Origin of the sequence: Alloalcanivorax xenomutans (genome assembly GCF_900217905.1) — a bacterium.
Lineage (GTDB): Bacteria > Pseudomonadota > Gammaproteobacteria > Pseudomonadales > Alcanivoracaceae > Alloalcanivorax > Alloalcanivorax xenomutans.
In genome coordinates this window covers 52,341-75,875 of the sequence record NZ_OBMO01000016.1, presented here as the reverse complement: position 1 = coordinate 75,875, position 23,535 = coordinate 52,341, and the positions used below count along the sequence as shown (strand labels likewise).

Annotated in this window: 22 protein-coding genes and 1 other RNA gene; 14 read left to right on the top strand and 9 right to left on the bottom strand. The window is 61.6% G+C overall.

All coding sequences use genetic code 11. The features are described from left to right. Positions 1 to 5 precede the first annotated feature (5 nt). From CRO06_RS13695 to CRO06_RS13650, 10 genes are all read left to right on the top strand, one after another. On the top strand, positions 6 to 989 hold the full coding sequence (locus CRO06_RS13695; RefSeq protein WP_022993598.1) for a Rieske 2Fe-2S domain-containing protein: 984 nt from the start codon (positions 6 to 8) through the stop codon (positions 987 to 989). A gap of 556 nt (positions 990 to 1,545) precedes the next feature. After that, positions 1,546 to 2,604 carry a porin gene (locus CRO06_RS13690; RefSeq protein WP_055099504.1) on the top strand — a complete coding sequence of 353 codons (1,059 nt, stop codon included), beginning with the start codon at positions 1,546 to 1,548 and terminating at the stop codon, positions 2,602 to 2,604. Between the two features lie 93 nt (positions 2,605 to 2,697). Then, positions 2,698 to 3,492, top strand: coding sequence for a cysteine hydrolase family protein (locus CRO06_RS13685; protein ID WP_097058665.1), 795 nt, complete (start codon positions 2,698 to 2,700; stop codon positions 3,490 to 3,492). Further along, positions 3,489 to 3,914, top strand: coding sequence for a cupin domain-containing protein (locus CRO06_RS13680; protein WP_055099502.1), 426 nt, complete (start codon positions 3,489 to 3,491; stop codon positions 3,912 to 3,914). The genes CRO06_RS13685 and CRO06_RS13680 overlap by 4 nt, the downstream gene beginning before the upstream one ends. After that, positions 3,911 to 5,539, top strand: a complete 1,629-nt coding sequence (locus CRO06_RS13675; RefSeq protein WP_097058664.1) for a CocE/NonD family hydrolase — start codon at positions 3,911 to 3,913, stop codon at positions 5,537 to 5,539. The genes CRO06_RS13680 and CRO06_RS13675 overlap by 4 nt, the downstream gene beginning before the upstream one ends. A 19-nt stretch (positions 5,540 to 5,558) precedes the next feature. Next, positions 5,559 to 6,431, top strand: a complete 873-nt coding sequence (locus tag CRO06_RS13670; protein ID WP_022993593.1) for an ABC transporter ATP-binding protein — start codon at positions 5,559 to 5,561, stop codon at positions 6,429 to 6,431. Next, a complete protein-coding gene (locus CRO06_RS13665; RefSeq protein ID WP_022993592.1) occupies positions 6,431 to 7,234 on the top strand; it encodes an ABC transporter permease in 804 nt (267 codons plus the stop codon). Before CRO06_RS13670 ends, CRO06_RS13665 begins: the two co-directional genes overlap by 1 nt. Before the next feature lie 23 nt (positions 7,235 to 7,257). After that, positions 7,258 to 8,610 (top strand): FAD-binding oxidoreductase, encoded by a 1,353-nt coding sequence (locus CRO06_RS13660; RefSeq protein WP_097058663.1) that lies wholly within the window; start codon positions 7,258 to 7,260, stop codon positions 8,608 to 8,610. Beyond that, positions 8,607 to 9,425 carry a creatininase family protein gene (locus CRO06_RS13655; RefSeq protein WP_097058662.1) on the top strand — a complete coding sequence of 273 codons (819 nt, stop codon included), beginning with the start codon at positions 8,607 to 8,609 and terminating at the stop codon, positions 9,423 to 9,425. Before CRO06_RS13660 ends, CRO06_RS13655 begins: the two co-directional genes overlap by 4 nt. Positions 9,426 to 9,439: 14 nt before the next feature. Next, on the top strand, positions 9,440 to 10,468 hold the full coding sequence (locus CRO06_RS13650) for an ABC transporter substrate-binding protein (RefSeq protein ID WP_097058661.1): 1,029 nt from the start codon (positions 9,440 to 9,442) through the stop codon (positions 10,466 to 10,468). On the opposite strand, the gene CRO06_RS13645 is transcribed toward CRO06_RS13650, so the two are convergent. The 5 genes from CRO06_RS13645 to CRO06_RS13625 all read right to left on the bottom strand — a co-directional run bounded on the left by CRO06_RS13645 (position 10,453) and on the right by CRO06_RS13625 (position 15,614). Beyond that, on the bottom strand, positions 10,453 to 11,181 hold the full coding sequence (locus CRO06_RS13645; protein WP_051414069.1) for a GntR family transcriptional regulator: 729 nt from the start codon (positions 11,179 to 11,181) through the stop codon (positions 10,453 to 10,455). The genes CRO06_RS13650 and CRO06_RS13645 overlap by 16 nt on opposite strands. Before the next feature lie 5 nt (positions 11,182 to 11,186). Then, on the bottom strand, positions 11,187 to 11,570 hold the full coding sequence (gene hpxZ, locus CRO06_RS13640) for an oxalurate catabolism protein HpxZ (protein ID WP_022993587.1): 384 nt from the start codon (positions 11,568 to 11,570) through the stop codon (positions 11,187 to 11,189). A gap of 39 nt (positions 11,571 to 11,609) precedes the next feature. After that, on the bottom strand, positions 11,610 to 12,779 hold the full coding sequence (locus tag CRO06_RS13635; protein ID WP_179746605.1) for an amidase: 1,170 nt from the start codon (positions 12,777 to 12,779) through the stop codon (positions 11,610 to 11,612). A 378-nt stretch (positions 12,780 to 13,157) separates the two neighbouring features. Further along, a complete protein-coding gene (locus CRO06_RS13630; RefSeq protein ID WP_097058659.1) occupies positions 13,158 to 14,750 on the bottom strand; it encodes a gamma-glutamyltransferase family protein in 1,593 nt (530 codons plus the stop codon). 24 nt (positions 14,751 to 14,774) lie between these two features. Further along, entirely contained in the window at positions 14,775 to 15,614 is an 840-nt protein-coding gene (locus CRO06_RS13625) for a sulfite exporter TauE/SafE family protein (RefSeq protein ID WP_231504660.1), read from the bottom strand. Positions 15,615 to 16,004: 390 nt separating this feature from the next. Between CRO06_RS13625 and CRO06_RS13620 the strand changes: the two genes are divergently transcribed. Then, positions 16,005 to 16,385 carry a VOC family protein gene (locus CRO06_RS13620; RefSeq protein ID WP_097058658.1) on the top strand — a complete coding sequence of 127 codons (381 nt, stop codon included), beginning with the start codon at positions 16,005 to 16,007 and terminating at the stop codon, positions 16,383 to 16,385. Positions 16,386 to 16,443: 58 nt separating this feature from the next. On the opposite strand, the gene CRO06_RS13615 is transcribed toward CRO06_RS13620, so the two are convergent. Together CRO06_RS13615 and CRO06_RS13610 are read right to left on the bottom strand one after the other, a co-directional pair. Further along, positions 16,444 to 17,406 carry an isopenicillin N synthase family dioxygenase gene (locus CRO06_RS13615; RefSeq protein WP_097058657.1) on the bottom strand — a complete coding sequence of 321 codons (963 nt, stop codon included), beginning with the start codon at positions 17,404 to 17,406 and terminating at the stop codon, positions 16,444 to 16,446. A gap of 121 nt (positions 17,407 to 17,527) precedes the next feature. After that, complete coding sequence (locus CRO06_RS13610; RefSeq protein ID WP_097058656.1) at positions 17,528 to 18,436, bottom strand: LysR family transcriptional regulator; 909 nt, start codon at positions 18,434 to 18,436, stop codon at positions 17,528 to 17,530. A gap of 125 nt (positions 18,437 to 18,561) precedes the next feature. Here CRO06_RS13610 and CRO06_RS13605 point away from each other — a divergent pair, with 125 nt between their 5' ends. Genes CRO06_RS13605 through CRO06_RS13595 form a run of 3 tightly spaced genes read left to right on the top strand, consistent with a single transcriptional unit; the run spans position 18,562 to position 21,630 of the window. Next, positions 18,562 to 19,356, top strand: a complete 795-nt coding sequence (locus CRO06_RS13605) for an SDR family NAD(P)-dependent oxidoreductase (RefSeq protein WP_026948202.1) — start codon at positions 18,562 to 18,564, stop codon at positions 19,354 to 19,356. A 49-nt stretch (positions 19,357 to 19,405) separates the two neighbouring features. Next, a complete protein-coding gene (locus CRO06_RS13600) occupies positions 19,406 to 20,320 on the top strand; it encodes an aldo/keto reductase (protein ID WP_022993579.1) in 915 nt (304 codons plus the stop codon). Between the two features lie 2 nt (positions 20,321 to 20,322). Further along, positions 20,323 to 21,630, top strand: a complete 1,308-nt coding sequence (locus tag CRO06_RS13595) for an NTP/NDP exchange transporter (protein WP_097058655.1) — start codon at positions 20,323 to 20,325, stop codon at positions 21,628 to 21,630. On the opposite strand, the gene CRO06_RS13590 is transcribed toward CRO06_RS13595, so the two are convergent. Both CRO06_RS13590 and ssrA read right to left on the bottom strand, forming a co-directional pair. Beyond that, positions 21,627 to 22,733 carry a hypothetical protein gene (locus CRO06_RS13590; RefSeq protein ID WP_097058654.1) on the bottom strand — a complete coding sequence of 369 codons (1,107 nt, stop codon included), beginning with the start codon at positions 22,731 to 22,733 and terminating at the stop codon, positions 21,627 to 21,629. The two genes, CRO06_RS13595 and CRO06_RS13590, sit on opposite strands and share 4 nt — an antisense overlap. Before the next feature lie 256 nt (positions 22,734 to 22,989). Beyond that, positions 22,990 to 23,347, bottom strand: a transfer-messenger RNA (tmRNA) gene (gene ssrA / locus CRO06_RS13585). Between the last annotated feature and the right edge of the window lie 188 nt (positions 23,348 to 23,535).

Here is a 23,535-nt window from a genome sequence, read left to right as displayed (position 1 = left end):
ATGTTATGGAGCACGCGGTATTTCGCCGGTTCTGGTACCCCGTTATGCCGATGTCGGAACTGAAACAGGGGCCACGAAGGTTCGAGTTGCTCGGCCAGGCGCTGGCATTGTTTCTCGATGACGACGGCGTTCCGGCGGCACTGGAAGACCGGTGCTGTCATCGTACCGCCCGCTTGTCCCTTGGCGAAGTTTGTGACAATGCCATTGCCTGTCCTTATCACGGCTGGCGCTACAACCGGGAAGGACAATGTGTTCTGGTGCCGCAGATGCCGGATCGTGATCCGGGGCCGAAACGCCGGGTCAAAGCGTTCTCCTGCCGGGAAAAATACGGCTACGCCTGGGTGGCGCTGGAGCAGCCCTTGTTCGACATTCCGGATTTCCCCGAGGCGGTGGACGATAGCTTTGTCCTGATCCACGAGTTTTATGAGGAGTGGCGGGTTTCCGGTCTGCGGGTGATGGAGAACGAGCTGGACATGGCTCACCCCAGTTACGTGCATCTGGGCACCTTCGGCAGCCCCGAACATCTGGTGGCCGAGGACGCGAAGATCGAAGAGTTTCCCGGTGGTTTTCACTATACCGGCCGATTGGGGGTCAAGCAGGCCCATCACGCCCAGGATCGCAATAATGAGCGCTTCCTGGATTGCAGTTGGTATGCCCCCTTTATTTGCCGGTTGCGTATCAACTATGCCGACGGTCCCGCCCACGTGATCATCAATTGCCAGGTACCGCTGGCCCATAACCGTTCACAGGTGGTGCAGTTTTGTTTTCAGGAAGATGATGGAACCGGTATTGATGAAGCCGCGATCCTGGCGTTTGATCGCAAGGTGACTCTGGAGGATAAGCACGTGCTTGAAAGCACCGACGCGGATGTGCCTCTGGACCCTCGTGATGAGCGGCACATGGTGTCGGACAAGCCGGGACTGGTGATGCGGCGCATGATTCAGGCCTTAATAGAGGATCACGAAACGCGGGCGGTTACGTTTCAGTAGTCTTTACACTGCCTTATTTTCTTTAACCGGGGTATGCCCCGGTTTTTTTTGGGCTGGAAAAAAGCTGAAAGATTCATGAGGGCTCTGGCGGTTGACGGAAGTAACGATGCCTTTTTGTATGCACGGCGAACTAAAAAAGGTATCGGTTGTGGGCGCGAAAGGAAATGAAAAAGCCCTATGGTGGGGCGAAATAATCGGCGCCTTGCCCTTTTAGAGCGCGTCTTTGGTTTTTCCCGTCAGGTTAATAAAAAAGAAAAAAATAGAATTTGAATAAGCTGTTGTTTTTTCTCGTTAAATCCTTGTGGCATGCATTTTGAAAGGTTTTCGCTGTTCTGTATGCAAGACCGATTCGGTTGCGCATGTGAACGGGGTTCGGCGCCGTTGTGTTGAGGGGCCGGCACATTGCTCTAGGGGAACGAAGAGCATTTTAGGTATCGGACACCAGCCATAGGGAGGCAGGTGCGGTCACGGGAACGGTGAAACCTTCGGGATCACCGGATGCCCACCGGCCTCATGAGTGGCGGGTATGTCCTGGCTGATTTAACGAGGAATAGACGTGAAACTGAAGAAGCAAGCTGCAATCGTTCTGGGTGCCGCCGCGCTGATGTCCGCCGCCGGGCCAGTGTCCGCCGAGGCGAAAGTCTCGTTCTATGGTCTGCTCGATCTCTGGGCGGGTAGCGCGGGTAACAAAACCACGGGGGATGACACTCTCAAGATGGACGCGGGGGGAATGGCCACCTCGTTCCTGGGTTTCAAAGCCAGTATGGATTTGACGCCGGGGATTACCGGTATCGCCGCCGCCGAGATGTTTTTCCGCCCGGATAACGCCGAAGACGGACGCTATGGTGGTGACGAATTCTTTGCTCGCAGTGCTTATATAGGCGCCACCGGCGATTTCGGTACTCTCAAGGCCGGACGAAACACCGCGCCGTACTACCTGCCAGTGGTGTTCAGCAACTCGCTGGGAGGCTCCTTCACCTTTTCTCCCTCCATCCTGCATTCCTTCCAGGGGGGTAACTACGGACCGATCATGGGGGACTCTGGCTGGAGTAACTCCCTGGCCTACACCACTCCGGAGATGGGCGGTCTGACCGCCACTCTTATGTATGCCTTCGGTGAAGAAGAAGACGAACACGGCGAGAACAAAGTCGGCGGTAACGCGGTTTACCGCAATGGCAAGTTCATGGCCACCGTCGCCGCGCACAGTGTCAAACAGGGCGCTCTTGCCGTCGGTGATGTCAGTGCCGGCGAGTACGGCGCCATTCCGGACGCCACCGATCAGGATGCAGTGATGGTCGGGGTCGCCTACGACTTCGACATCTTCAAACTGTTTGCCCAGTACCAGAACCTGGCCACCGATACCCTCAATGGTGACGTGGACACCGATACCTATGTCTTCAGCTTCGCGGTGCCGGCGGGTGGTGGTTCGGTGCTCGGTTCCTACGGTTACTCCGATTTCACCGGAGCCTGGGAGACGGAGCGCGACACCTGGTCCGTGGCTTACAGCTATCCGCTGGCCAAGCAGTTGGACCTGTATGCCGTCTTCATGCATGACGACGTTGAGATCATTGGCGATGCCGATAGTTACGGCGTGGGGGCCCAGTTCCGCTTCTGATCGCCTTGAGCGTCTCGTCTTGGGGCTTCGTTGCCCCTCTGCATCGTGGCCCCAAGGCGAGCTCTTTTTCAACAGCGAATGCGAGGTCGTGTCATGACTCAATCGGATGCTCTTCATCCTCTGCCGGCCAAGGCCAAGCCCTGGAACCGCTGGCGGGTGAGTGATGATCACGCGGATCTGAGCCGCGCGGGTCATCGTGTCCGTCCGCTGACCATAGCGGCGCGGCCCAAGAACCTTACTCTGGATGTGTCCCGGACCGCGTTGCTGGTGGTGGACATGCAGAACGATTTTTGTAGCGCCGGTGGATGGCTGGATCACATCGGCGTGGACTACCGGCCGGCGCGGGCGCCGATCGAGCCATTGCGAGCGGCGCTGCCTTGTTTCCGGCGCGCGGGCATGCCGGTGGTCTGGGTTAACTGGGGAAACCGCCCTGACCTCGGCAACATAAGTCCGGCTCTGCTGCACGTTTACAACGGATCAGGTAACGGTGTCGGGCTTGGCGATACTGTTCCGGCCACCGGCGCCGCGGCGCTGCAGTCCGGAAGCTGGGGCGCTGCCGTCGTCGATGAACTGGCCGTGGACCAGACCGACATCCAGGTGGCCAAATTCCGCATGAGTGGATTCTGGGACACGCCGCTGGACTCGATCCTTCGCAACCTGGGCATCACTACCTGCCTGTTCGCCGGCGTCAACGCCGACCAATGTGTATTGCATACCCTGGCGGACGCCAACTTTCTCGGTTACGACACGATCTTCCTGGAAGACTGCTGCGCCACTACCTCGCCGGCGTTCTGTTGGGAGGCCACCTTGTACAACGCGCGGCAGATATTTGGATTTACCGCCCAGGCCAGCGACGTATGCCGGGCTTTGGAGGAAACACAACCATGATGCCGCTGTTCAAGCATCCCGAGCAGTTTGAAGCTTTTCGTATCAAGGAAGGGGAGAGTAACCGACTGGTGGTGATCTGCGATGGGCCCGGCGACGGTCTGGGATTCATCGCCTGTGTGGAAATTTTCGATGAGGGCGGCACCACGCCACCAAACACCCATAAGGAAGCGGACGAGTTCTTTTTTGTATTGGAAGGGGAAGGGCGCGCCCGTTGCGACGACCAATGGGTGACATTGAGAAAAGGGGACGCTCTGGTAGTGCGCGCCGGCTCCGAGCATGTGGTGGAAAATGTCGGCAAGGGCCGTTTTTATACACTTACCGTGATGGTGCCGGACGAAAATTTTTCCAGATTGATACGCTCCGGTGTCCCCGACGTGCTCGATGACGACGACATGTGTGTGCTCAAGGGGGCGTCGTCATGAGCGCCATTCCGCCCACGGTAATGAGCATGCGAACCCGTGATGGGGTTCGTCTGGACGCCGATGTCTACAGCCCGGACGGGCAGGGGCCCTTCCCGGTGTTGCTAATGCGCCAGCCGTACGGCCGCCGTATCGCCTCCACCGTGACCTATGCCCACCCGAGCTGGTATGCCGCCCGTGGCTATCTGGTGGTGATTCAGGACGTGCGTGGCAGGGGTACATCCGAAGGGGAGTTCGAGCCGTTCATCCATGAGCGGGACGATGGCGAGGACACCTTGGAATGGGTATCACGGCTGCCCGGCGGTAATGGGTGCGTGGGCATGTACGGGTTTTCCTACCACGGCGCCACCCAACTGTTCGCCGCCGCCAGCCGGCACCCGGCATTGAAGGTGATGGCGCCAGCCATGTGCGCCTTTCATCTGGATCGGGACTGGGCCTATGAAAGCGGCGCGTTGCGACTGTACAACACCCTGAGCTGGGCGGCGCAACTGGGTGCCGAGAGCGCACGGCGGCGGGGTGATGCCGACGGCTTCAGCGCCTGTTATGGCATCGGGCATGCTCCTTCCCCGGTACAACTGGTCGATCCGGCGGCACCGGCCTTGCGTGAAACGCTTGCCGATACGTTCTACGGCGACTGGCTGGACCAACCACCAGGCAGTGATTATTGGCGGCGACGCTCTCCGGGCACCATGCTCGACGGTGTCGATATCCCGGCTTTGCATGTGGGGGGCTGGTACGACAGCTTCCTCACCGGCACCCTCGCCGCCTATCGGCATTTCCAGAAAGGCCGACAGCCGCAGCGGCTGCTGGTGGGCCCTTGGGGGCATCTGCCCTGGATTCCCCAGGTGGGGCAGCGTTGGTTGGGCGACAGCGCCTGCTCCCCAGTAGACGATCTGCAATTGCGCTGGTTCGACTTTTTCCTCAAAGGCGAAAACAACGGCGTGACGGCGGAGCCGCCGGTTTCCCTGTATGACCTGGGCGAGAGCGATTGGAAGGCGTTTCCGGCCTGGCCACGGCGGCAAGCGGGAAAATGGTATCTGGCCAGCAACGGCCGGGCGGGTATTGATCCTCACGGCGGCTTGCTGCGCGACAGGCCCGGTGAGGGGGAACCGGCGGAAGACGTTTGGGTGCACGATCCCTGGCGACCGGTGCCGACATACGGGGGGCACTTGCCGCCGTCTCCGGGCATTCAGGACCGTACCGCGCTGGATGCCCGCCCGGATGTGCTTACCTACACCACTACTGCCCTGGCCGCGCCTCTGGCTCTGGCTGGCGAAGTGCGCGTGGTGCTGTCGTGCGCCGCCGATGTGGACTGCTTTGATCTGTGCGCGGTGCTGGGCGTGGTGGATCCGGAAGGGCGTAGCCGCAACCTGACCCAGGGCTACGCGCGCGTTGCTGGCGGGGTGGTGACCGTATCCATGCGTGCGGTATGCGCCACCATCGCCACCGGCCAGTGTTTGCGCCTGAGCATCAGTGGCGCCTGTTATCCCGGTTATGCGCTCAATGACGGCTCCGGCCGGGTTCAGGGCGATATCCGTTGCAGCGATTATCCGATCATGACTTTGCGGCTCGATGTCGGCGAAAGCTGGCTGGAGCTGCCCGTGGTATCCGCCACGGACAATGACTGACGAATCCGGAGGGAAACTCATGGTGAAACAACTCAAGGCGATTCGTGATGAGGTGGTGGTGTCAATGACGGCATCGACGAAGACGGACGATCAGGCGCGGGCGTTTGGTGGCCGCCCGGTGGTGGAGGTCGCTGGCGTGGACAAGGTCTACGGCAACGGCACCGTGGCACTGAAGGAAGTGAATCTGACCGTCGGGGAAGGGGAATTCGTCAGCCTGCTGGGACCCAGTGGTTGCGGTAAATCCACCTTGTTACGGGTGATGGCGGGTCTCGGCGAGGCTTCTTCCGGCACGGTGAAGTGGTGGGAACAGGATTATCAGGTGGTGGGCCAGAAGGGGCGTAAGCTGGCGTTTGTATTCCAGAACGCCACGCTGATGCCATGGGCGCGGGTACGCAAGAATGTACGCCTGCCGCTGGATCTGGCCCATGAACATGGCGAGGCCTCGGAAGCCCGCATCGATCAAGCGCTGGAAATGGTGGGGTTGAGCAAGTTCGGCAACGCTTACCCGAGGGAGCTGTCCGGGGGGATGCAGATGCGGGCTTCCATCGCCCGCGCCATGGTCACGGAGCCGAACCTGCTGCTGATGGATGAGCCGTTCGGTGCTCTCGATGAGATGACCCGCAACCGGCTCAACGACGATGTTCTGCGTCTGTGGAAAGAGAAAGGCTGGACCGTGGTGTTCGTGACGCACAGCGTTTACGAGGCGGTGTATCTCTCCAACCGGGTGGTGGTAATGGCGGCGCGTCCGGGCCGGGTGGTGGAGGACGTCAGGATCGACGCGCCCTATCCGCGTGGCGCCGAGTTCCGCGTGTCCACCGAGTTCGCCAATTACTGCCGGCGGGTGTCCCTGGCGTTGGAAAAGGCCAGCGCTCAAGGTGAGGAGGACCACTGATGAAACAGCCTCTATTGCAGAATGAACGGTTCGTTCAGATCGCCGCGCCTTTATTCGTGGGTGTGGTGTTCCTGTGTTTCTGGGAGCTGGCGGTGCGTGCCGCCGAGTTGCCGGTGTACATCCTGCCCGGACCGGTGGCCATCGCCAAATCCTTCGTCACGGACTGGGCAGTGTTGTTCCACAGTCTGATGATGACGTTGAAGGTGACGTTGCTGGCATTCGTTATCGCCGTGGTGCTAGGCACCGCCGCTTCCCTGCTGTTCGTGCAGAGCCGCTGGATCGAGGTGAGTCTGTTCCCCTATGCGGTGCTGATGCAGGTGACACCGATCGTCGCCATCGCGCCGCTGATCATTATCTGGGTCAAGGACACCACTTGGGCACTCACCGTGTGCGCGGTGATCATCGCGATCTTTCCGATCATTTCCAATACCACGCTGGGGCTGCGCAGCGTGGATCCCAATCTGATGAGTATGTTTCGCATGTATCGGACCGGACGCTGGCAGCAGCTGATCCGACTGCGCATACCCAGCGCCCTGCCGTACTTTTTTGGCGGCATGCGTATCAGTACCGGTCTGGCGCTGATCGGCGCGGTGGTGGCGGAGTTCGTGGCCGGCACCGGCGGCAGCCAGGCCGGGCTTGCCTATTTGATTCTGCAGGCCGGCTACAACCTGAATATTCCTCGCATGTTCGCCGCTCTGGGCCTGATCACCGTCACCGGCATTCTGTTGTTCGCGCTGATGGTGTGGCTGTCCGACCGGGTGCTGCGCAACTGGCATGAAAGCGCTCTCAAGGTAGAGCAATGACCGATTCCATAGGGAGCCATGCAATGGACCAAAACACGATGCAGCGGCTGGCGGCGGATCTGGGTGATCTGGAACTGATCACCGACAGTACCGCCTTGCAGCGCTACTCCAAAGACTTCTCCTGGTTCAGTCCGGTTCTGACCGAGGCGTTGGAGGGCAAACGGGCGGACGCGATTGTGCGCCCCACCAGTGAGGAGCAAGTGCGCCGGGTGGCTGCTGCCTGCTATCGCCACCGGGTGCCGCTGACACTGCGTGGCAGCGGTACCGGCAACTACGGTCAGTGCACGCCGTTACGTGGCGGTGTGCTGATGGACATGAGCGGACTGAACAAGGTGCTGTGGATCGCCGATGGCGTGGCGCGGGTCCAGGCCGGCGCCCGGCTGGTGGATATCGACAACGCGGCCAGGGAAAAAGGCTGGGAGTTGCGTTTACTGCCATCCACCTATCGGTTGGCCACCGCCGGTGGTTTCTTTTGCGGCGGCTTTGGCGGTATCGGCTCGATCACCTACGGTTCCATCGGCGACCCCGGGAATGTTCTGGGGGTGCGGGCCATGAGCCTGGCCGAGCAACCGGAAGTCAGCGAATTCCGCTCCGCCGAGGCCCGCGACCTGTACCACGCCTATGGCGTCAACGGGGTGATCACCGAGCTGGAGTTCGCGCTGACACCGGCGATGAACTGGCAGGAGGCCGTGCTCAGCTTTCCCTCCTTCATGGAGGGCGTGCGTTTTTGCCAGACACTGGGGCGGGCCACCGGCGTCATTAAAAAGCTGTTGACCCTGCTGGCGGATCCGCTGCCGAAAATGTGCGGTCTGGGCAAGGACGTGGGTGAAGGGCGCACCGCCGTATTGTGTCTGGTGAACCGCGCCGCCATGGAGGCGGTGGAGGAAATCGCCGCGAACTTCAACGGCCGCATCGAGCGTCAGCAAGATAACGCCGAGGTCTACGGCACCGCCAAAAGTCTGGTGGAGCACACCTGGAATCACACCACGCTGCACATCCTGCGCAAGCACAAGGATATCACTTACCTGCAGAGTGGCTTCCGGCCTTGGGAAAACGTGGAAAAGGTGGAGCAGATGTACCGGCACTTCGGTAACGAAGTGATGATGCATCTGGAATTCCTCAAGGCGGATGGCGCGGTCACTTGTAGTGGCTTGCAGGTGATCCGCTATACCTCCGAGGAGCGCCTTAACGAGATCATTCAGTATCACCGGGATAACGGTGTCCATGTCAGCAACCCGCACACTTATATTCTTGAGGATGGTGGCAAGCTCAGCGTGGATCCTGGACAGCTGGCAATGAAACAGCGGCTGGATCCGGCCGGGCTGCTGAACCCTGGCAAGATGCGCAGCTGGGATGAAAAAGGAGCGGCGGCATGAGTCAACTGAACGGCTGCGTGCCACCCCACCGTTTTTTGCCTTACCTGACCGCGCCGGAGATCGAGGCGTTGCCGGACAAGGCCAACACCGTGATCGTATTGCCGATTGGCGCCATCGAGCAGCATGGTCCGCATCTGCCCATTTGCACTGACACCGCCATTGCCACCGAGGTAAGCGGCAAGGCGCTGGCGGCGTTGCCGGAGTCGGTGCCGGCGTTCGCGTTACCGCCGGTATGGTGCGGTAAATCCAACGAGCACATTCAATTCTCTGGAACGGTGATTCTCAAGGCCGACACCTTGCTGCGGGTACTTTGGGATATCGGCGAGAGTGTGTACCGCATGGGGTTCCGCAAGCTGGTTCTGGTCAACGGACACGGCGGTCAGCCTCAGGTGGTGGAAATAGTGGCCCGTGATCTGCGCGCTGAGTATCCGGATTTCTGTTTGTTTCCCGTATTCACTTGGGGGGTGCCGAATCGGGCCGGGGAATTTCTATCCGAGCGTGAAAAGGCCGAGGGGATTCATGCCGGCCGCGCGGAAACCAGTTTGATGCTGGCGTTGACGCCGGATCATGTTCATCTGGACCGGGCGGTGGGGGAGTATCCCTGTCCGCATCATCATGGCCTGCTCACTCCGGAAGGGCGTTTCCGTTTCGCCTGGTTGACCCACGATCTCAGTGCCAGCGGCGTGGTCGGGGACCCGGAGGGCTCCAGCCGTGAAGAGGGGGAGACGGTCCTGGCCTCTTTGGTGGAAGGCTGGGTTGCCGCGCTGGAGGAGATTCACCGATTCCGCATGCCTGTACCGGGCTCGAACGATTAAATGAGGGTAATAGCATGTCGACGCTGAAACGACGGACCCTGAAACAGCCGATATTGAAACGACGATGGTGGCTCGATGGTGCTCTGGCACTGGCGGGCTGGTGCCTGTCGGTGACGGCGCTGGCGGAGGAGTTGACCCCGGTGACGGTTTCCACCACCTGGTATGCCCAGGCTGAGCACGGTGGTCTCTACGCCGCCAAGGCCATGGGGTTGTACCAAAAGCACGGCCTGGATGTGACCATAAAAATGGGCGGCCCGCAGGTCAATAACGTGCAACTGCTGGTCGGTGGCGTCACCGATTTCAGCATGGGCTACAGTCTGCAGTCCTTCAATGCGGTGAAGCAGGGACTGCCGCTGGTGACGGTGGCCGCGTTTTTCCAGAAGGATCCGCAATCCCTGATGGTGCATGAAGGGCAGGGTTACCACACTATCGCCGATCTGAAAGGCGCGGGGCTCCGCATTCCCACCGCCGGCCGGGTGGCGTACTGGCCCTGGCTCAAGGCCAAATACGGTTTTACCGATGATCAACTGCGGCCCTACGACTACACCATCGGGCCCTTCATTACGGATCCGAAGGTCGCGCAGCAGGGCTACATCACCAACGACGGCTACTTTCTGCGGAAAGAAAACGTGGCGGCAAAAAGTTTGTTGCTGGCGGACGCCGGTTGGGAGGCCTACTCGGCGACACTCGACACCACCCGCGAGATGATCGAGAAGCACCCCGCGGTGGTTCAGGCGATGGTGGCGGCCACCGCGGAAGGCTGGAAAGCCTACTTTGAGGATCCGCGGCCGGCGAACAGCTTGATCAAGGCGGATAACCCGCAGATGGAAGACGCACTGATCGCTTACAGCATCGATAAAATGCAAAGCGAGGGGATCCTGCTGTCTGGTGATGCCAAGGGTGGCCGGTACGGCATCATGAGCGACCGGCGCTGGGGGGAGTTTTATCGGCAGATGGTCGATGCCGGTACTTTGCCGGATGACCTGGACTATCAGAAAGCCTACGACCTGCGTTTCGTGCGGGCGCTTTATCCGGAAGAGTGATTCTCCGGATGGCTGACCGGGGTGGTCTCCGTAGCGCCGCGGGTCTCCAGATAATCCTGTGAAGTACGGTGGGCGTGCAAAACGTGATCCCGGATCAACTGCGCGGCCCGCTCGCTTTCACCGCGCACGATGGCCATGACGATGTCGCTGTGCTCGGTGAAGGACGCGGCCAGACGTTCCCCCACTCTGAATTGCGCACGGCGGTAAGCCAGCACCCGGGAACGGGCGGCCATGGCGGTTTCATATAAGTAGCTGTTATGGCAGCCGCGAAACAGCTTCTCATGGAAGCTCAGGTTGGCCGCGTCGTAGGCGTCCACGTCGCCGTCGGCCACATGGGTATGGCTGTCCAGGTGGCTGGCGAGCAGGTCCTCCCGTTCCGCGCGGGTCATATTGAGCGCCGCCATGCGCGCGCAGGCCGCTTCCATTTCCGCCGCGTATTCGAACATTTCGCTGAGCCGCTGCTCCGGCACTTCGATGACGAACACGCCGCGCCGGTGCTGGTGTTCGACCAGCCCGGCGGAGGCCATTTCCCGCAAGGCCTCGCGTACCGGAGTACGTGAAACGTTGAAGCGGCGGGCCAGGGCAATCTCGTCCAGACGCGTGCCCGGCGGCAGCAGGCCGCCGAGAATCTCATCGGACAGGGCGCGCCGGACCTGCTCCGCCAGCGGACGGTCATCCTCGCCGGCGGCACTGAGCACAGTCTGTTGTGTCATGACGCTTACTCCTCCATGAACGACACATGGGCGGCCACTACCCGCCATCCCTCCGGACGGCGGGCCCAGACCTGACTCTGGCGACCGATGCGCGGGTTCCCCGGGCGGCGGAACTCGGTCCAGGCGGTGGCCAGATCGTTGCCATGGGCGGTGATCACGGTGTTATGTAACTGGCGTTGCAATCCCGAGGACGGCCGCTGCGCGCGGAAGGCGGCAATTTGCCGGTAGCCGTAGAGATTCTCGCCGGCACCGTAGCGCACCACACGTTCGTCGTTCCAGAACAATTCGTCCAGCACGGTCACATCATTTTCGACCAGCGCTTTCTCGTAGCGCAGGAACGCGGCTTTGACTTCCGCCACCACGTCCGGTCGGTCCAATTCCAGGGCCATTATTAGTACTCCACATTATTACTCTTCAGGGCCGGCGCGTCAGGTGCTGATGAATTCGGGCAGGCGGGTCGCCAGATCAAGCAGCTGTTGATCGCTGCCCGCCGGGCCGATCAATGACAGACCCACCGGGCCTTCACGGTCACGCAACAGCGGCAAGCTCAATTGCGGCAGCCCGGTGGTGCCGGCCAGGGCCGTCATCCGCAAGGTGCGGCCGCGGATGTCTTCCACCCTGGCCTCGTCGGCTTGCAAAGGCAGGGCCGAGGTCGGCGTGGTGGGCAGGCAAAGCAGGGTGTCCTCACCGAGCAGGGCGCGGATCCTGGTCCGCAAAGCCTGGCATTGTTCACGGGCATCCTCGGCCTCGGCGGTGGTGATGCGGGACGCCGCCTCGAAGCGCTCCTTCACGCCGGGGCCGAATACCGGTTGCTCGGCTTCGATCCAGGAGCCGAAGCGGGCCCAGGCTTCGTAAGCTTGCAGTGGCCGGAACGCGTTGAAGTAGGTGTCCAGGTTGCCAACACTGATGCTGCCGCCAAAGGTCACGCCGGGCAGGCCGTTGCCGACCCGCGCTTCCAGTTGCGATACGACGTCGGCATCGGATTGCGCCAGTGCCTCCTCCACCAGCAGTAAACGGCGCGGCGCGGGCCGGTCGCCGGCGGGCAGCAGAATCCGGCCAATGCGGGCCATGAGCCGGGCGTCCCGGGCGAACCAGCCAAGGGTATCGAAACTCTCCGCCAGATGGGCGCAGTGACGGTAGTCCACCACGCCATGGGTGGGACGCAGGCCATGGATGCCGCAGTAACTGGCGGGCACCCGCACCGAACCGCCGGTGTCGCTGCCCAGCGCGAAGTCCACCAGCGCGGCGGCCACCACCGAGGCGGAGCCGCTGGAGGAGCCGCCCGGCACCGCGCCCGGCACCGCCGGATTGGGTGGCGTGCCATAGTGCGCGTTCTGGCCCGCCAGGCTGTAAGTCAGCTCGTCGGTGTGGGTCTTGCCGATCAGTTCCGCGCCCGCCGCCAGCAGGTTTTCGATCATCGGAGAGGTGTGTCGCGCTGGCGGCTGGCTGGCGCGCCAGCTCGGCTGGCCGATGCCGGTAACGGTGCCGGCTATGTCGAACACGTCCTTGACGGCGAAAGTCAGGCCTTGCAGCGGGCCCTCTCCGGTGGCGTCGAGGTGCACCGGGTCGAAATCGAGAAAGCCGTTTTCCAGTATCACCGCCGGCCCCTCCAATGTTGGCGGCTGGGAAGGTTTTGCATTGGTGTGCTCCTTGAGAACCTTGGGACGTCCAAAGCAGACGGAGCAGTGTTCGTGCCAACCTTCGGTGCTGGAAAAATGCGGATTTGCGAGGCAGTGGGGAGAAGTGGGGCCCCGTAAAGGGGCAGAGGGGCGTGGATGTATACAGAAATGGGGCAAGCGGGCCTGGTGTGGGCCTTTTGCTTCCATCGTGGACAGCGAAGCAGCGTTACGCTTTTGCGGGAACGCCGTGAATACATCCCCGTACAGATCCGCGTCTCTGATGGAGGCACCCCAAACCGTGATGATGAAAAAAGGGCGCCTGGCGGCGCCCGAGAGGGTTACAAAAAGGGATGGCGTTCAGAGCGTCGCGACGATGCCGTCGCTGCGCGGGTCGGCGGCGCCTTCAAGCAGGCCGTTGGGATGACGCACCACGGCGCCGGCGTGGCCCATGGTATCGCTGAAGTCCTCGCCCAACACTTCCACCTGATGGCCGGCGTCGCGCAGTTGTTGCACCAGGGCGGGGTCAAAACGCGCTTCCAGTTTCAGGCTGGTGCTTTGTTCCCCCCAGGTTCGACCGAGCAGCCAGCGTGGCGCGGTCACGGCTTGTTGCAAGGGCTGATTGAACAGGGCGTAACGGCTGAATACCGCCGCCTGGGTCTGGGGTTGGCCCTCGCCCCCCATGGTGCCGTACACCATGGTGCGGCCGTCGTCGAAGCGGGCCATGGCCGGGTTCAGGGTATGGAACGGTTTACGCCCTGGCTTCAGGGTATGCAGAGCGGCTTCATCCAGGGAGAAACTGATGCCCCGGTTTTGCCACAGTACTCCGGTGCCGGGCAGCACGATGCCGGCACCAAATTCCCAGTAAATGCTCTGGATGAAACTGGCGCAGCGGCCTTCACGGTCGATACAGCCCATCCAGATGGTGTCGCCGGGTTGCGCCGGGTATGGCCAGGGCAGCGCGCTCCGGCGGTCGATGCGTTGCACCCGCTCGGCCAGATCCGATTGGCTGAGGAAACGGGCCGGATCCTCGCTCATATAGGCCGGGTCGGTGCAATACTGGTCGCGTACCAGGAATGCCTGTTTGGTGGCCTCCACCAGCCCGTGCAGGTGATCGAAACCTTCGCCGTCCGTTACCCCGAGCCGGTCGAACAGGCCGAGAATCATCAACGAGGCCATGCCCTGGGTGGGCGGCGGCTGGTTATACAGCGTGCTGCCCCGCAGGCGCACCGACAGCGGCGGTAACGTCCGCGCCTGATAGCCGGCCAGATCCTCGCGGGTGAGCGGACTGCCGGCCCGGGCCAGATCCTCGGCCATGGCGGTGGCCAGCTCGCCCCGGTAAAAATCCTCGGTGCCGGCCCGCCCGATGCGTTCCAGGGTGGCGGCCAGTCGCGGCTGTCGCAGAATGGCACCTTCCACCGGCACCCGACCCTGATCCAGGAAGGTGTCGGCGAAGCCGGAAACGGAGGCCAGCTCCGGCAGCTTCTGCCGGGTCAGTTGTTCCTGACTGCGGGTCACCGCCACGCCGTCCCGGGCATGGCGTTGGCCGTCTTCCAGCAAGCGTGAGAGTGGCAGCTTGCCCCCCCATTGGCGCGCCACGTTCATGGCCTGACCCCAGCCGCCGACGGTGCCGGCCACGGTGAGCGCCGCCAACGGGCCGCGGGTGGGGATGCTGTCGTGGCCGCGTTCCCGGTAGTAGTCGACATCCGCGGCGGCGGCAGCGGTTCCGCAGGCTTCGATCGCCACCGGTTCCTCGCCGGGAGCGCCCAGGATCCAGAAACCGTCGCCGCCGATGGCGTTCATATGCGGGTACACCACGGCAATGGCCGCCGCCGCCGCCACCATGGCTTCGGCGGCGTTACCGCCTTCGCGGAGCACGTCCCGGCCGGCTTGGGCGGCCAGATGATGGGGTGCCACCATGACACCGCCGAGCGCGCGTTTGGTCGTCAACATGTCGTGTTCTCCAGGCCGTGGCGGTTACAGCAAACCGTACAGCATGCGTAGTGAAGTCAGGAAAAGGAAAAAGGCGAAAACCTGCCGTAACCGATTGGCGTTCACCGCGTGGGCAATGCGCGCGCCGATTGGCGCCATCATCATGGTCATTGGCACGATCAGCGCCAGACCGGCCAGATTGATGTAGCCGAGGCTCAGCGGCGGGCGATTGGGCACGCCAAGACCATTGATCAGAAAACCAATGGCGCCGGGCAGGCTGATCACCATGCCGATGGCGGCGGCGGTGCCCACCGCGCGGTGGATCGGATAACCGAAGGCGGTCAGCAGCGGTACGCTCAGCGTGCCGCCGCCGATCCCCATGAGAGTGGAGAAACCGCCCACCAGGGTGCCGATGATCTGCTTGAACGGGGTCGGCGGCAGGGCGTCGGTCAGCGCCAGACCCTTGCTGCGGAACGCCATGTTGGCGGCCACCAGCAGAGCGACCACGGCGAAGATCGCGGTCAGAGTGGTGCCACGCAGATAGCCGCTGATGGCGATGCCGATCAATACGCCTACCAACAAGGCGGGCCCCCAGGTACGTAACAGGGAGACGTCCAGGTTTCCCTTCTTGGCGTGGGCCCGGGACGACATGATCGAGGCTGGAATAATGGTGGCCAGGGAGGTGCCCACCGCCACGTGCATTTTCACCGACTCGTCCACGCCCAGCAGCGTGAAAAGGTGGTACAGCACCGGCACCACCACGATGCCGCCACCCACCCCCAACAGACCGGCCAGCAGGCCGGCGATGATGCCGGTGGCTAGCAGGGCGACCACCAGCCCGGCCAGCCATCCGACACTGTGACCACTCAAAAGCTCCACGATCATCCCCAGACGATTTGATCTGCGCCGGCCGGTTGCTTCCCGGGCGCGGCTCCTGATTTCCCTTCGAGGAAATTCTGGCCAGAATGCCATTTTTGTATACAAGAATAAAGTGCTGATTTATAGGTATTTTTAGGAATTTTATGGGCTATTTTGGGGCGATATCATGTTATTGCACCAATATTGTGCATTGCTGTTCAGGGTTTGGCACGGCGTGGTGGTTGCGATGTGTTTTGTTGTGGCAAGAGAAGCGGGGGTAGATTTCAGATCGAGGTTTGTAACTTGTTGACTTTTATGGTTTTGTTTTGCCTTCCGAAGCCGGTGAGTTGATTGGATGCTCGGTCCGGCATTCCAATAGTGGTTATTGAGTATTCACTCTTTTGAACGGGGGCATCCGTGTTTGCAGTAAAAGCCACCCAGCATGTTTTGGCGGTCAAGGATCTTGAGAAGACTGAAAGCTACTTTCTCGACAAACTGGGGTTTTCCGCCCGGTTCCGTGTGGACGGTTGGTCGTTCTTGAGTCTTGGTGATTTTCACGTGATGTTGGGGCACTGCCCGGACGAGCTTCCAGCCAGTGATACGCATGAGCACTCGTACTTCGCCTATGTAAACTGTGAGGGCATAGACGAGATTTACCGAGACTACCAGCAGCGTGGTGCCGAAATTTTCCAGGCAATATCCGATAAGCCCTGGGGTTTGCGTGAGTTCGGCGTGGCGACGCCCGAGGGGCATCGAATCATGTTCGGTGAAGAGATTGAGCCATCAGGGAACTCATAACCCGTTGCTCAAGTACGTTCCCTGCCTTGGTGTGTATCAACAATTCGTTATGGCTTAGTTAACGATTGGCCTGGCGCGGTTCGGCGCGGAAGTCGTAGGTGGCGTTGAGTCGTTGCGCCAGATAGTCGCTACAGCTGACCGGCGGGTAGTGTGGCTGCTGGTCGGGGAACAGATCGCGAGGATCGACCATGGCGTCCGGATCCGCTTCCATGAAAAACGCCACGGAGTAGCGCTCCGCTTTCGGGGTGCGTACCCGATGAGGCGTGGACTGGTAAAGGTCGTTGCTCCAGCGCATCAGGCAGTCGCCGATGTTGCAGACAAAAGCGCCGGGAAAACTGGGGGCATCAATCCACTGGCCATCCTTGGTGCGCACCTCCAGACCGGGGACGCCATCGGTTTTCAATAGCGTGACGTTGCCGTAGTCGGTGTGAGTGCCTGCGGCGCCGTCCGCCCTTCGCGGGTCACCCTGGGCGGCCGGGTAGCGCAGCATGCGCAGGGTGGCGATGGGCTCGATCAGGCGGGACTCGAAGAAATCTTCAGGGGCGCCCATATCCAGGGCGAAACCTCGATGCAGGGTGCGGGCCACGTTCAGGCAGCGGTGGTAATAGTCCAGGGTCCGCTCACGCCAGCCGGGTAGATCCGGCCAGTAATTCACGCCGCGGAAGGGCTTGTTATTGAGCACGTCGGGGTGGTCCGCCGGCAGGTCATGGCCGATGTTGAACGCTTCCTTGCTGTCGGCGCCGGAAACCGGGTTGAGTTTTTCGTCCTGGATCGCCACGTAGCCGCGATTATGCGGGGAGCGTTTGATGGAGAGTGCCTCCTTGCGGTCGGACGGCAGTGAGAAGAAAGCCGAGGCGTCCTCGAACAATGCCTCGAACACGGAGTCCGGAATCCCATGATCCACCAGGTAGAAAAAACCGATATCCCGGCAGGCGCGGCCCAGTTCGTTGGCCGTGGCCTGACGCTCCGCCGGCTGTTCGCTCAACAACCCCGCCATGGAAATGATCGGTAAGGATTCCATCGTTGTGTCCTTGATTCACCACTCGCCCGAAATCGGATTCTCGATCATGGTGGCCCGGCTTGCGTGGGGTCAACGGTTGCGCCGGCAATTGGCGATGCCGATTTTCGCGCGGGGTGAGCGCCTATTTAGCGCGGCTGCTCTGGGGATGGGCATGCAGATACTGTTTGAGGAAGTCCAGGAACAGAGTAACCCGTGGGGCCAGGTGGCGGCCGTGCAGATAGAGGGCATTCAAGGGGGCGGCGGCCGGAGCGTGGCGGGGCAGTACCTGGACCAGACGGCCGCAGTGCAGGTCCTCGCCCACGTCCCAGATGGACTTCAATACGATGCCGGCGCCTTGCAGGGCCAGGGCATGGGCGGCCTCGCCGTCGTTGCAGCAGAAGGCGCCGGTGATGCGCACGGCGTTTTCACGTTGCCCGCGACCGAAATACCAGTCCGCTTGCGGCTGCTGTCCAATCAGGATGCAGTCGTGATCGGTCAGGTCCGCCAGTTTGCGCGGGGCGCCCTTGCGTTGCAGGTAATCCGGGCTGGCACACAGCACCCGGCGGTTGGGGGCCAGACGGCGTGCCACCATGCGCGAGTCCAATGGCTCGCCATAGCGGATCGCCAGATCGAACCCGCCTTTGGCCAGGTCTTCCACCGTGTCGGTCAGGGCCAGTTGTACCCGCAGTTCCGGGTATTCGCGGGTGAAACGTGACAGTGCCGGCACCAGGTGGCGGCGCCCGAACCCGGTGGGGGCGGTCAGGTGCAGGGTGCCGGTGACGCTGTCATGGTGATGCAGCAGGGCCGCTTCCGCCTCGTCCACCTGGGACAGCAGGCGCAGGCAATGCTGATGAAGAATGTCGCCTTCCTCGGTGAGTGACAGCCGGCGGGTGGTCCGGTGCAGCAACCGTGCATCCAGCTGCCGTTCCAGTTCTCCCAGACGTTTGCTTACTACCGCCAGGGACAGGCCCAGTTCGCGTGCGGCGGCGGAGAGGCTGCCCCGTGCCACGATGCGTTCGAAGATGCGCAGGTCGTTGATGTCCTTAAGCATGATTATTCTCAACGATTTGGAAACAATCCTTATCCGATTACGGTGATTGTGCAACGCCTTTTGAATGCGCACATTATCTGTTCATGACGGTTTGCAGGTTTGAACCCGAAATCGGAAGGCTGAGTATGAATATTGATTTATCCGGTAAGACCGCGCTGGTCACCGCTTCCACTGGCGGTATTGGTTATGCCATTGCCGTGGGGTTGGCGGCCTCCGGAGCGGAGGTGATTCTCAATGGCCGCGGTGATGAGTCGGTGGCCCGGGCCAGGGACAGGCTGGCCGCGGACGTGCCGGGCGTGAATTCACGCGGTGTGGCCGCGGATCTCGCTAATCTTTCCGGTTGCAAGGCGCTGCTGGCGGAAATTCCGGCGGTGGATATTCTGGTCAACAATGTCGGCATCTATGGTCCAAGGGATTTTTACGATACTGACGACGACACCTGGGATGATTACTGGGAAACCAATGTCATGTCCGGTGTACGGCTTTCCCGGGCCTATCTGCCGGGAATGGTGGAGAAGAGCTGGGGCCGGGTGGTGTTCATTTCATCGGAGTCGGCCCGCAATATTCCCGCCGACATGATTCATTATGGCGTCTCCAAAACCGCGCAACTGGCCTTGTCGCGCGGCCTTGCCAAACATGTGGCCGGCAGCGGCGTCACCGTTAATGCGGTCTTGCCCGGGCCCACGCTTTCGGATGGCTTCCGCGCCATGATGCAGGATGAGATGGAACGCACCGGCAAGTCGGTGGAAACGCTGGGCCGGGAATTTGTTATGGCGGAGCGTCCGAGCTCGGTGATCCAGCGCCCCGCCAGTGTCGAGGAAGTGGCGAACATGGTGGTCTATGTCTGCTCCACCCAGGCTTCCGCCACCAGTGGTGCCGCGCTGCGCGTGGATGGCGGCGTGGTGGACGACATCTGCTGACCCGGTCTTCGATACGAAGCGGTCGATATAAGGATAAGGAGGTGTGCCGATGCTGTCCCGACGTACTCTGTTGAAGGCCGGCGCGGCCTCCGCCGCCGGCCTGGCGCTGTCGCCGCTTTGGGCAGCCAGCGAAAAGGACGCCGCCATGGCGATGCGGACCATTCCTTCCAGTGGTGAAGCGATTCCGGTTATTGGCATGGGATCGTCCGGCAGTTTCGAGGTGGGCACCTCCGATCAGGAACGCGATCCCCTGCGCGAAGTGCTTCGGCGTTTTTTCGCCGGTGGCGGGCGCTTGATCGATACCGCGCCCAGCTATGGTTCGGCGGAAACGGTGATCGGTGACCTGTTGAGCGAGCTGGGACTGCGGGAAAAAACGTTTCTGGCCACGAAAATTTCCAGCACTGGCAGAGAGGCCGGCAAGGCCCAGTTTGAAAACTCGCTGCGCCGCCTGAAAACCGACAAGGTGGAACTGCTGCAGGTGCACAACATGCAGGACTGGCAAACCCAGATGGCGCTGATCAACGACCTCAAGAAAGAAGGCAAGGTGCGTTACAGCGGCGTGACGCACTGGCTTGATAGTGGTCAGGATCAGTTGGCCGAGGTGGTGGAAGCCAGCAAGCCGGATTTCCTGCAGATCAACTATTCGGTGATTTCCACCAAGGCGGAAGAGCGACTGTTTCCGCTGGCCCGGGATTTGGGCGTGGCGGTGTTGATCAATCGGGCCTTTGACGATGGCCGCCTGTTCCGCCAGGTGGCGGATCGGCCGCTGCCGGAATGGGCGCCGGAAGCCGGGATCGATTCCTGGGCCCAAGCGTTCCTGAAGTTTTCCATCAGCCATCCGGCGGTGACCGCGGTCATTCCCGCCACCGGGAAGCCCCATCGCCAGAGCGATAATCTGCAGGCGGGCTATGGGCCGATGTTGACCGAACAACAGCGCCGCGATTTGCGGGCCCTATTCTCCTGACCATGGCGCCCACCCACCCGGTGTCGCGGCTGGTGGTCCGGCTGTTCAATGTTCGCCCTATTGAGGCCCCGGCCGTGGTGGCGGGGTTGTTGATGTTTTTCTGCCTGTTCACCGGCTATTTCATGCTGCGGCCGGTACGCGAAACCATGGGTGTGGCCGGCGGTGTCGACAATTTGCAATGGCTGTTCACCGCCACCTTCGTGGCCACCCTGGTGGCGCTGCCGGCGTTCGGCTGGATCGCGTCGCGGGTATCCCGGCGCCATATTCTGCCCTGGGTGTACGGCTTCTTCGTTATCAATCTGCTTGGTTTCGCCGCTGCCATGGTCTGGCTGCCCGGAGAGGTCTGGGCCGGGCGGGTGTTCTATGTCTGGCTTTCGGTGTTCAACCTGCTGGCTATTTCTCTTGCCTGGAGTGTGCTGGCGGATGTGTTCGTCAGTGCCGAAGCCAAGCGCCTGTTCGCCTTGATTGCTGGTGGCGCCAGCCTGGGGGGACTGACCGGGCCGGTGCTGGGCACGGTGCTGGTGGGACCTGTTGGCCACGCCGGGTTGCTGGTGCTGGCGGCCGGTCTGCTTGCCGCCAGCGCGGCCGCGGCGGGCTGGTTGCATCGCTGGCGGGACCACCACCGGGAGCCGGATAGAGAGCGCGCCGGCGACGGGCGCCGCGAACGCGCTTTGGGCGGCAATCCCCTGGCCGGTATCAGCGAGGTGTTCGGCTCTCCTTATCTGATCGCCAACGCGGTTTTCGTGCTGTTGCTGGCCAGTGTCAGCACCTTTCTCTATTTCGAGCAGGCCAGGCTGGTGGCCGAGACGTTCCCCGACCGTACCCGGCAAACTCAGGTGTTCGGATTAATCGACACAGTGGTGCAGGCGCTGGCCATTCTGACCCAGGTGTTCCTGACCGGCCGCATTGCCCAGCGCCTTGGTGTGGGGGTTCTGCTCACGGCGGTGCCTTTGGTGATCACCGCGGGGTTTCTCTGGCTCGCTCTGGCGCCCACGTTCGCGGTCTTCGTTGTCGTCATGATCGCCCGCCGCGCCGGCGAGTACGCGCTGGTCCGCCCCGGCCGCGAGATGCTCTACACCGTGGTCCCCGCCGAACAGAAATACAAAGCCAAGAACGCCATCGACACCGTGGTCTACCGGGGTGGCGATGCGCTTAGCGGCTGGGTGAAAAGCGGGCTGGATCTGATTGCCTCCGTCCCCGCGTTGCCGATGGTGATTGGCGCGGGGATCGCCCTGACCTGGGCCGGTGTGGGGGCCGGCCTGGGCAGGGCGCAGAAGCGAAAGGAAACCGGGGCGGACGGTGGGTGTTAATCCAGATTCAAATAATAGGTTTGTCCCCAGGCCTCATCGACCTCGCCCGGTTTAGCGGAAAAATGCACCTGCCGATACGTGGCGGAAGACAATAACTTGGCCAGTGTCTCGCTGGGAACGCTGTAGTTCCGGGAAGTCAGGTTCAATTGGCGTGCCCGCCGGTTGGGGCTCAATGCCTGTTCGGAAAGGCCCTGGCGGAATTCGTCCATCGACGGCCGGAGCCTTTGCATGGTGAAGCCTCTCAGCTCGCACTGCAGTATGCCGGCGACCGAGCTTTCGACACAGGCGTCGTCCACGAACCAGTTGTTGGGCGGTTTGGCGAAGACACCGTCGATCATCACTATCTCGCCCGCGCTCAGGTCAAAGGTGGCGAAGTCGCGATCCAATACCGTGGCCACGTCGACGGCGGGCTTGGCCACCTCCTTCACCGTGGTGTGATAGCCGGCTTCCCGCATCACCCGTTTGCGGGATTCCATTACGTTATGGGGGATGCAATGGCCGCCCATCGTAGGGGTGCAATAGGTCTTGAGGCGAGGGCGGTCATTCCAGGAGATCTCGTCTTGCCACTCCTGGGTCCATTCATGGCCTTTGTAGGAGCCGCTGCTCAGATAGGTGACTCCCAGACCTCGTGAAGCGACCGGTTTGTCGGCCCGTTTCATGCCGTCGAGCTTGGCGTCCCTGGCCTGATAATTGACCACTTTGAGGCTGTAGCGGCCCGGCTCTTCCACCGAGACCAGATAATCCCGGCCATCGACCCGGATCTGGGTGGCCCGCAGCCAGGTAAGAGAGTAACTGCCGCCGGCCTGATTGGGGTTCTCCCAAAGCACATCCAGGCCGTCTTCGCCACGGAAGCCCTGGTGGTAGGCGTCCTTGGTGAAAATGGGGGACATCACCACGGACTTGCCGGCGGCAAGCGCGGTCTTGAGCTGCCGCGCCAGATCGTCCATTTGCGCCTTTTCTTTTTCCGGATCGACCCCGGCCAGCTCGGGCGGGATAGGGAGTAGTTCTGGTGCGTTGTGGGACTTATAAGCGTTGTAGACGCCGCAGCCGGAGCTCAATGCCAGGCTCGCCAGCAGCATCGATAACAAACCGATTCTGATCATGATGTTATTCCTGTCCCTATTCCGAGGGTTCCGAGGAGGCCAGGTCCGGCCAGAACGGTAACCGGGGCGCCACGGATCCGGCGTGCGCGTCTGATGGATCAAGAGAATATCGCGGCCCATGGGCCGCTCCTACCCTACGGTGGTTGGGTCTGTCGGGGGGGCGTCCTCACCAAATCAACGGCCGGGAACGAAAAAGGGGCGCTCCGAATGGAGCGCCCCTTTGCTTTCACCGGTCTTTCATCGGTGAAGCGTTGATTGGTGGAGCCGGCGGGAATCGAACCCGCGTCCGTCAGCAATCCGCCTGCAGATCTACATGCTTAGCCGTGTCTATTGATTTAAGCCCTTTCAGCCCGACGGGCAGGACGAAAGAGCCGAGCCCCTTTAAGTTTTAACAGCGCGGCCCGGGGCGGACTTTGCTGCGAGCCTGTGTAGCGATGCCGGTCGCGCTTCCCCACAGGCTGGGTCGCTTGACCGTAGGCGGGCCTTAGGCCGCCAGTGCGTAAGTATCGTCGTTTGCGATTACTTTAAAGATGCCACAAATGTTTTACGAGACTCGTGACCTTCTCGGCATGCACCACAGAGTTCAATACCGGCGTCGAAACCTTGTCGGCCCCTGGGGGTTGCGTAGTGTACGAGATGGGGGCAAGGAAGTCGAAAACAAGTGGCGGGAGGGCGTGTTGCAGAGCTTTACATAAATTGTCGGACAATCGTACATGTTGTCATGGTTGTGTCGTCGGACGGGCGCATTATGGGTTCGTCGCACGGGGTGCGGCTGGGTGTGCCGACGGGCCAGGCGCCAAAA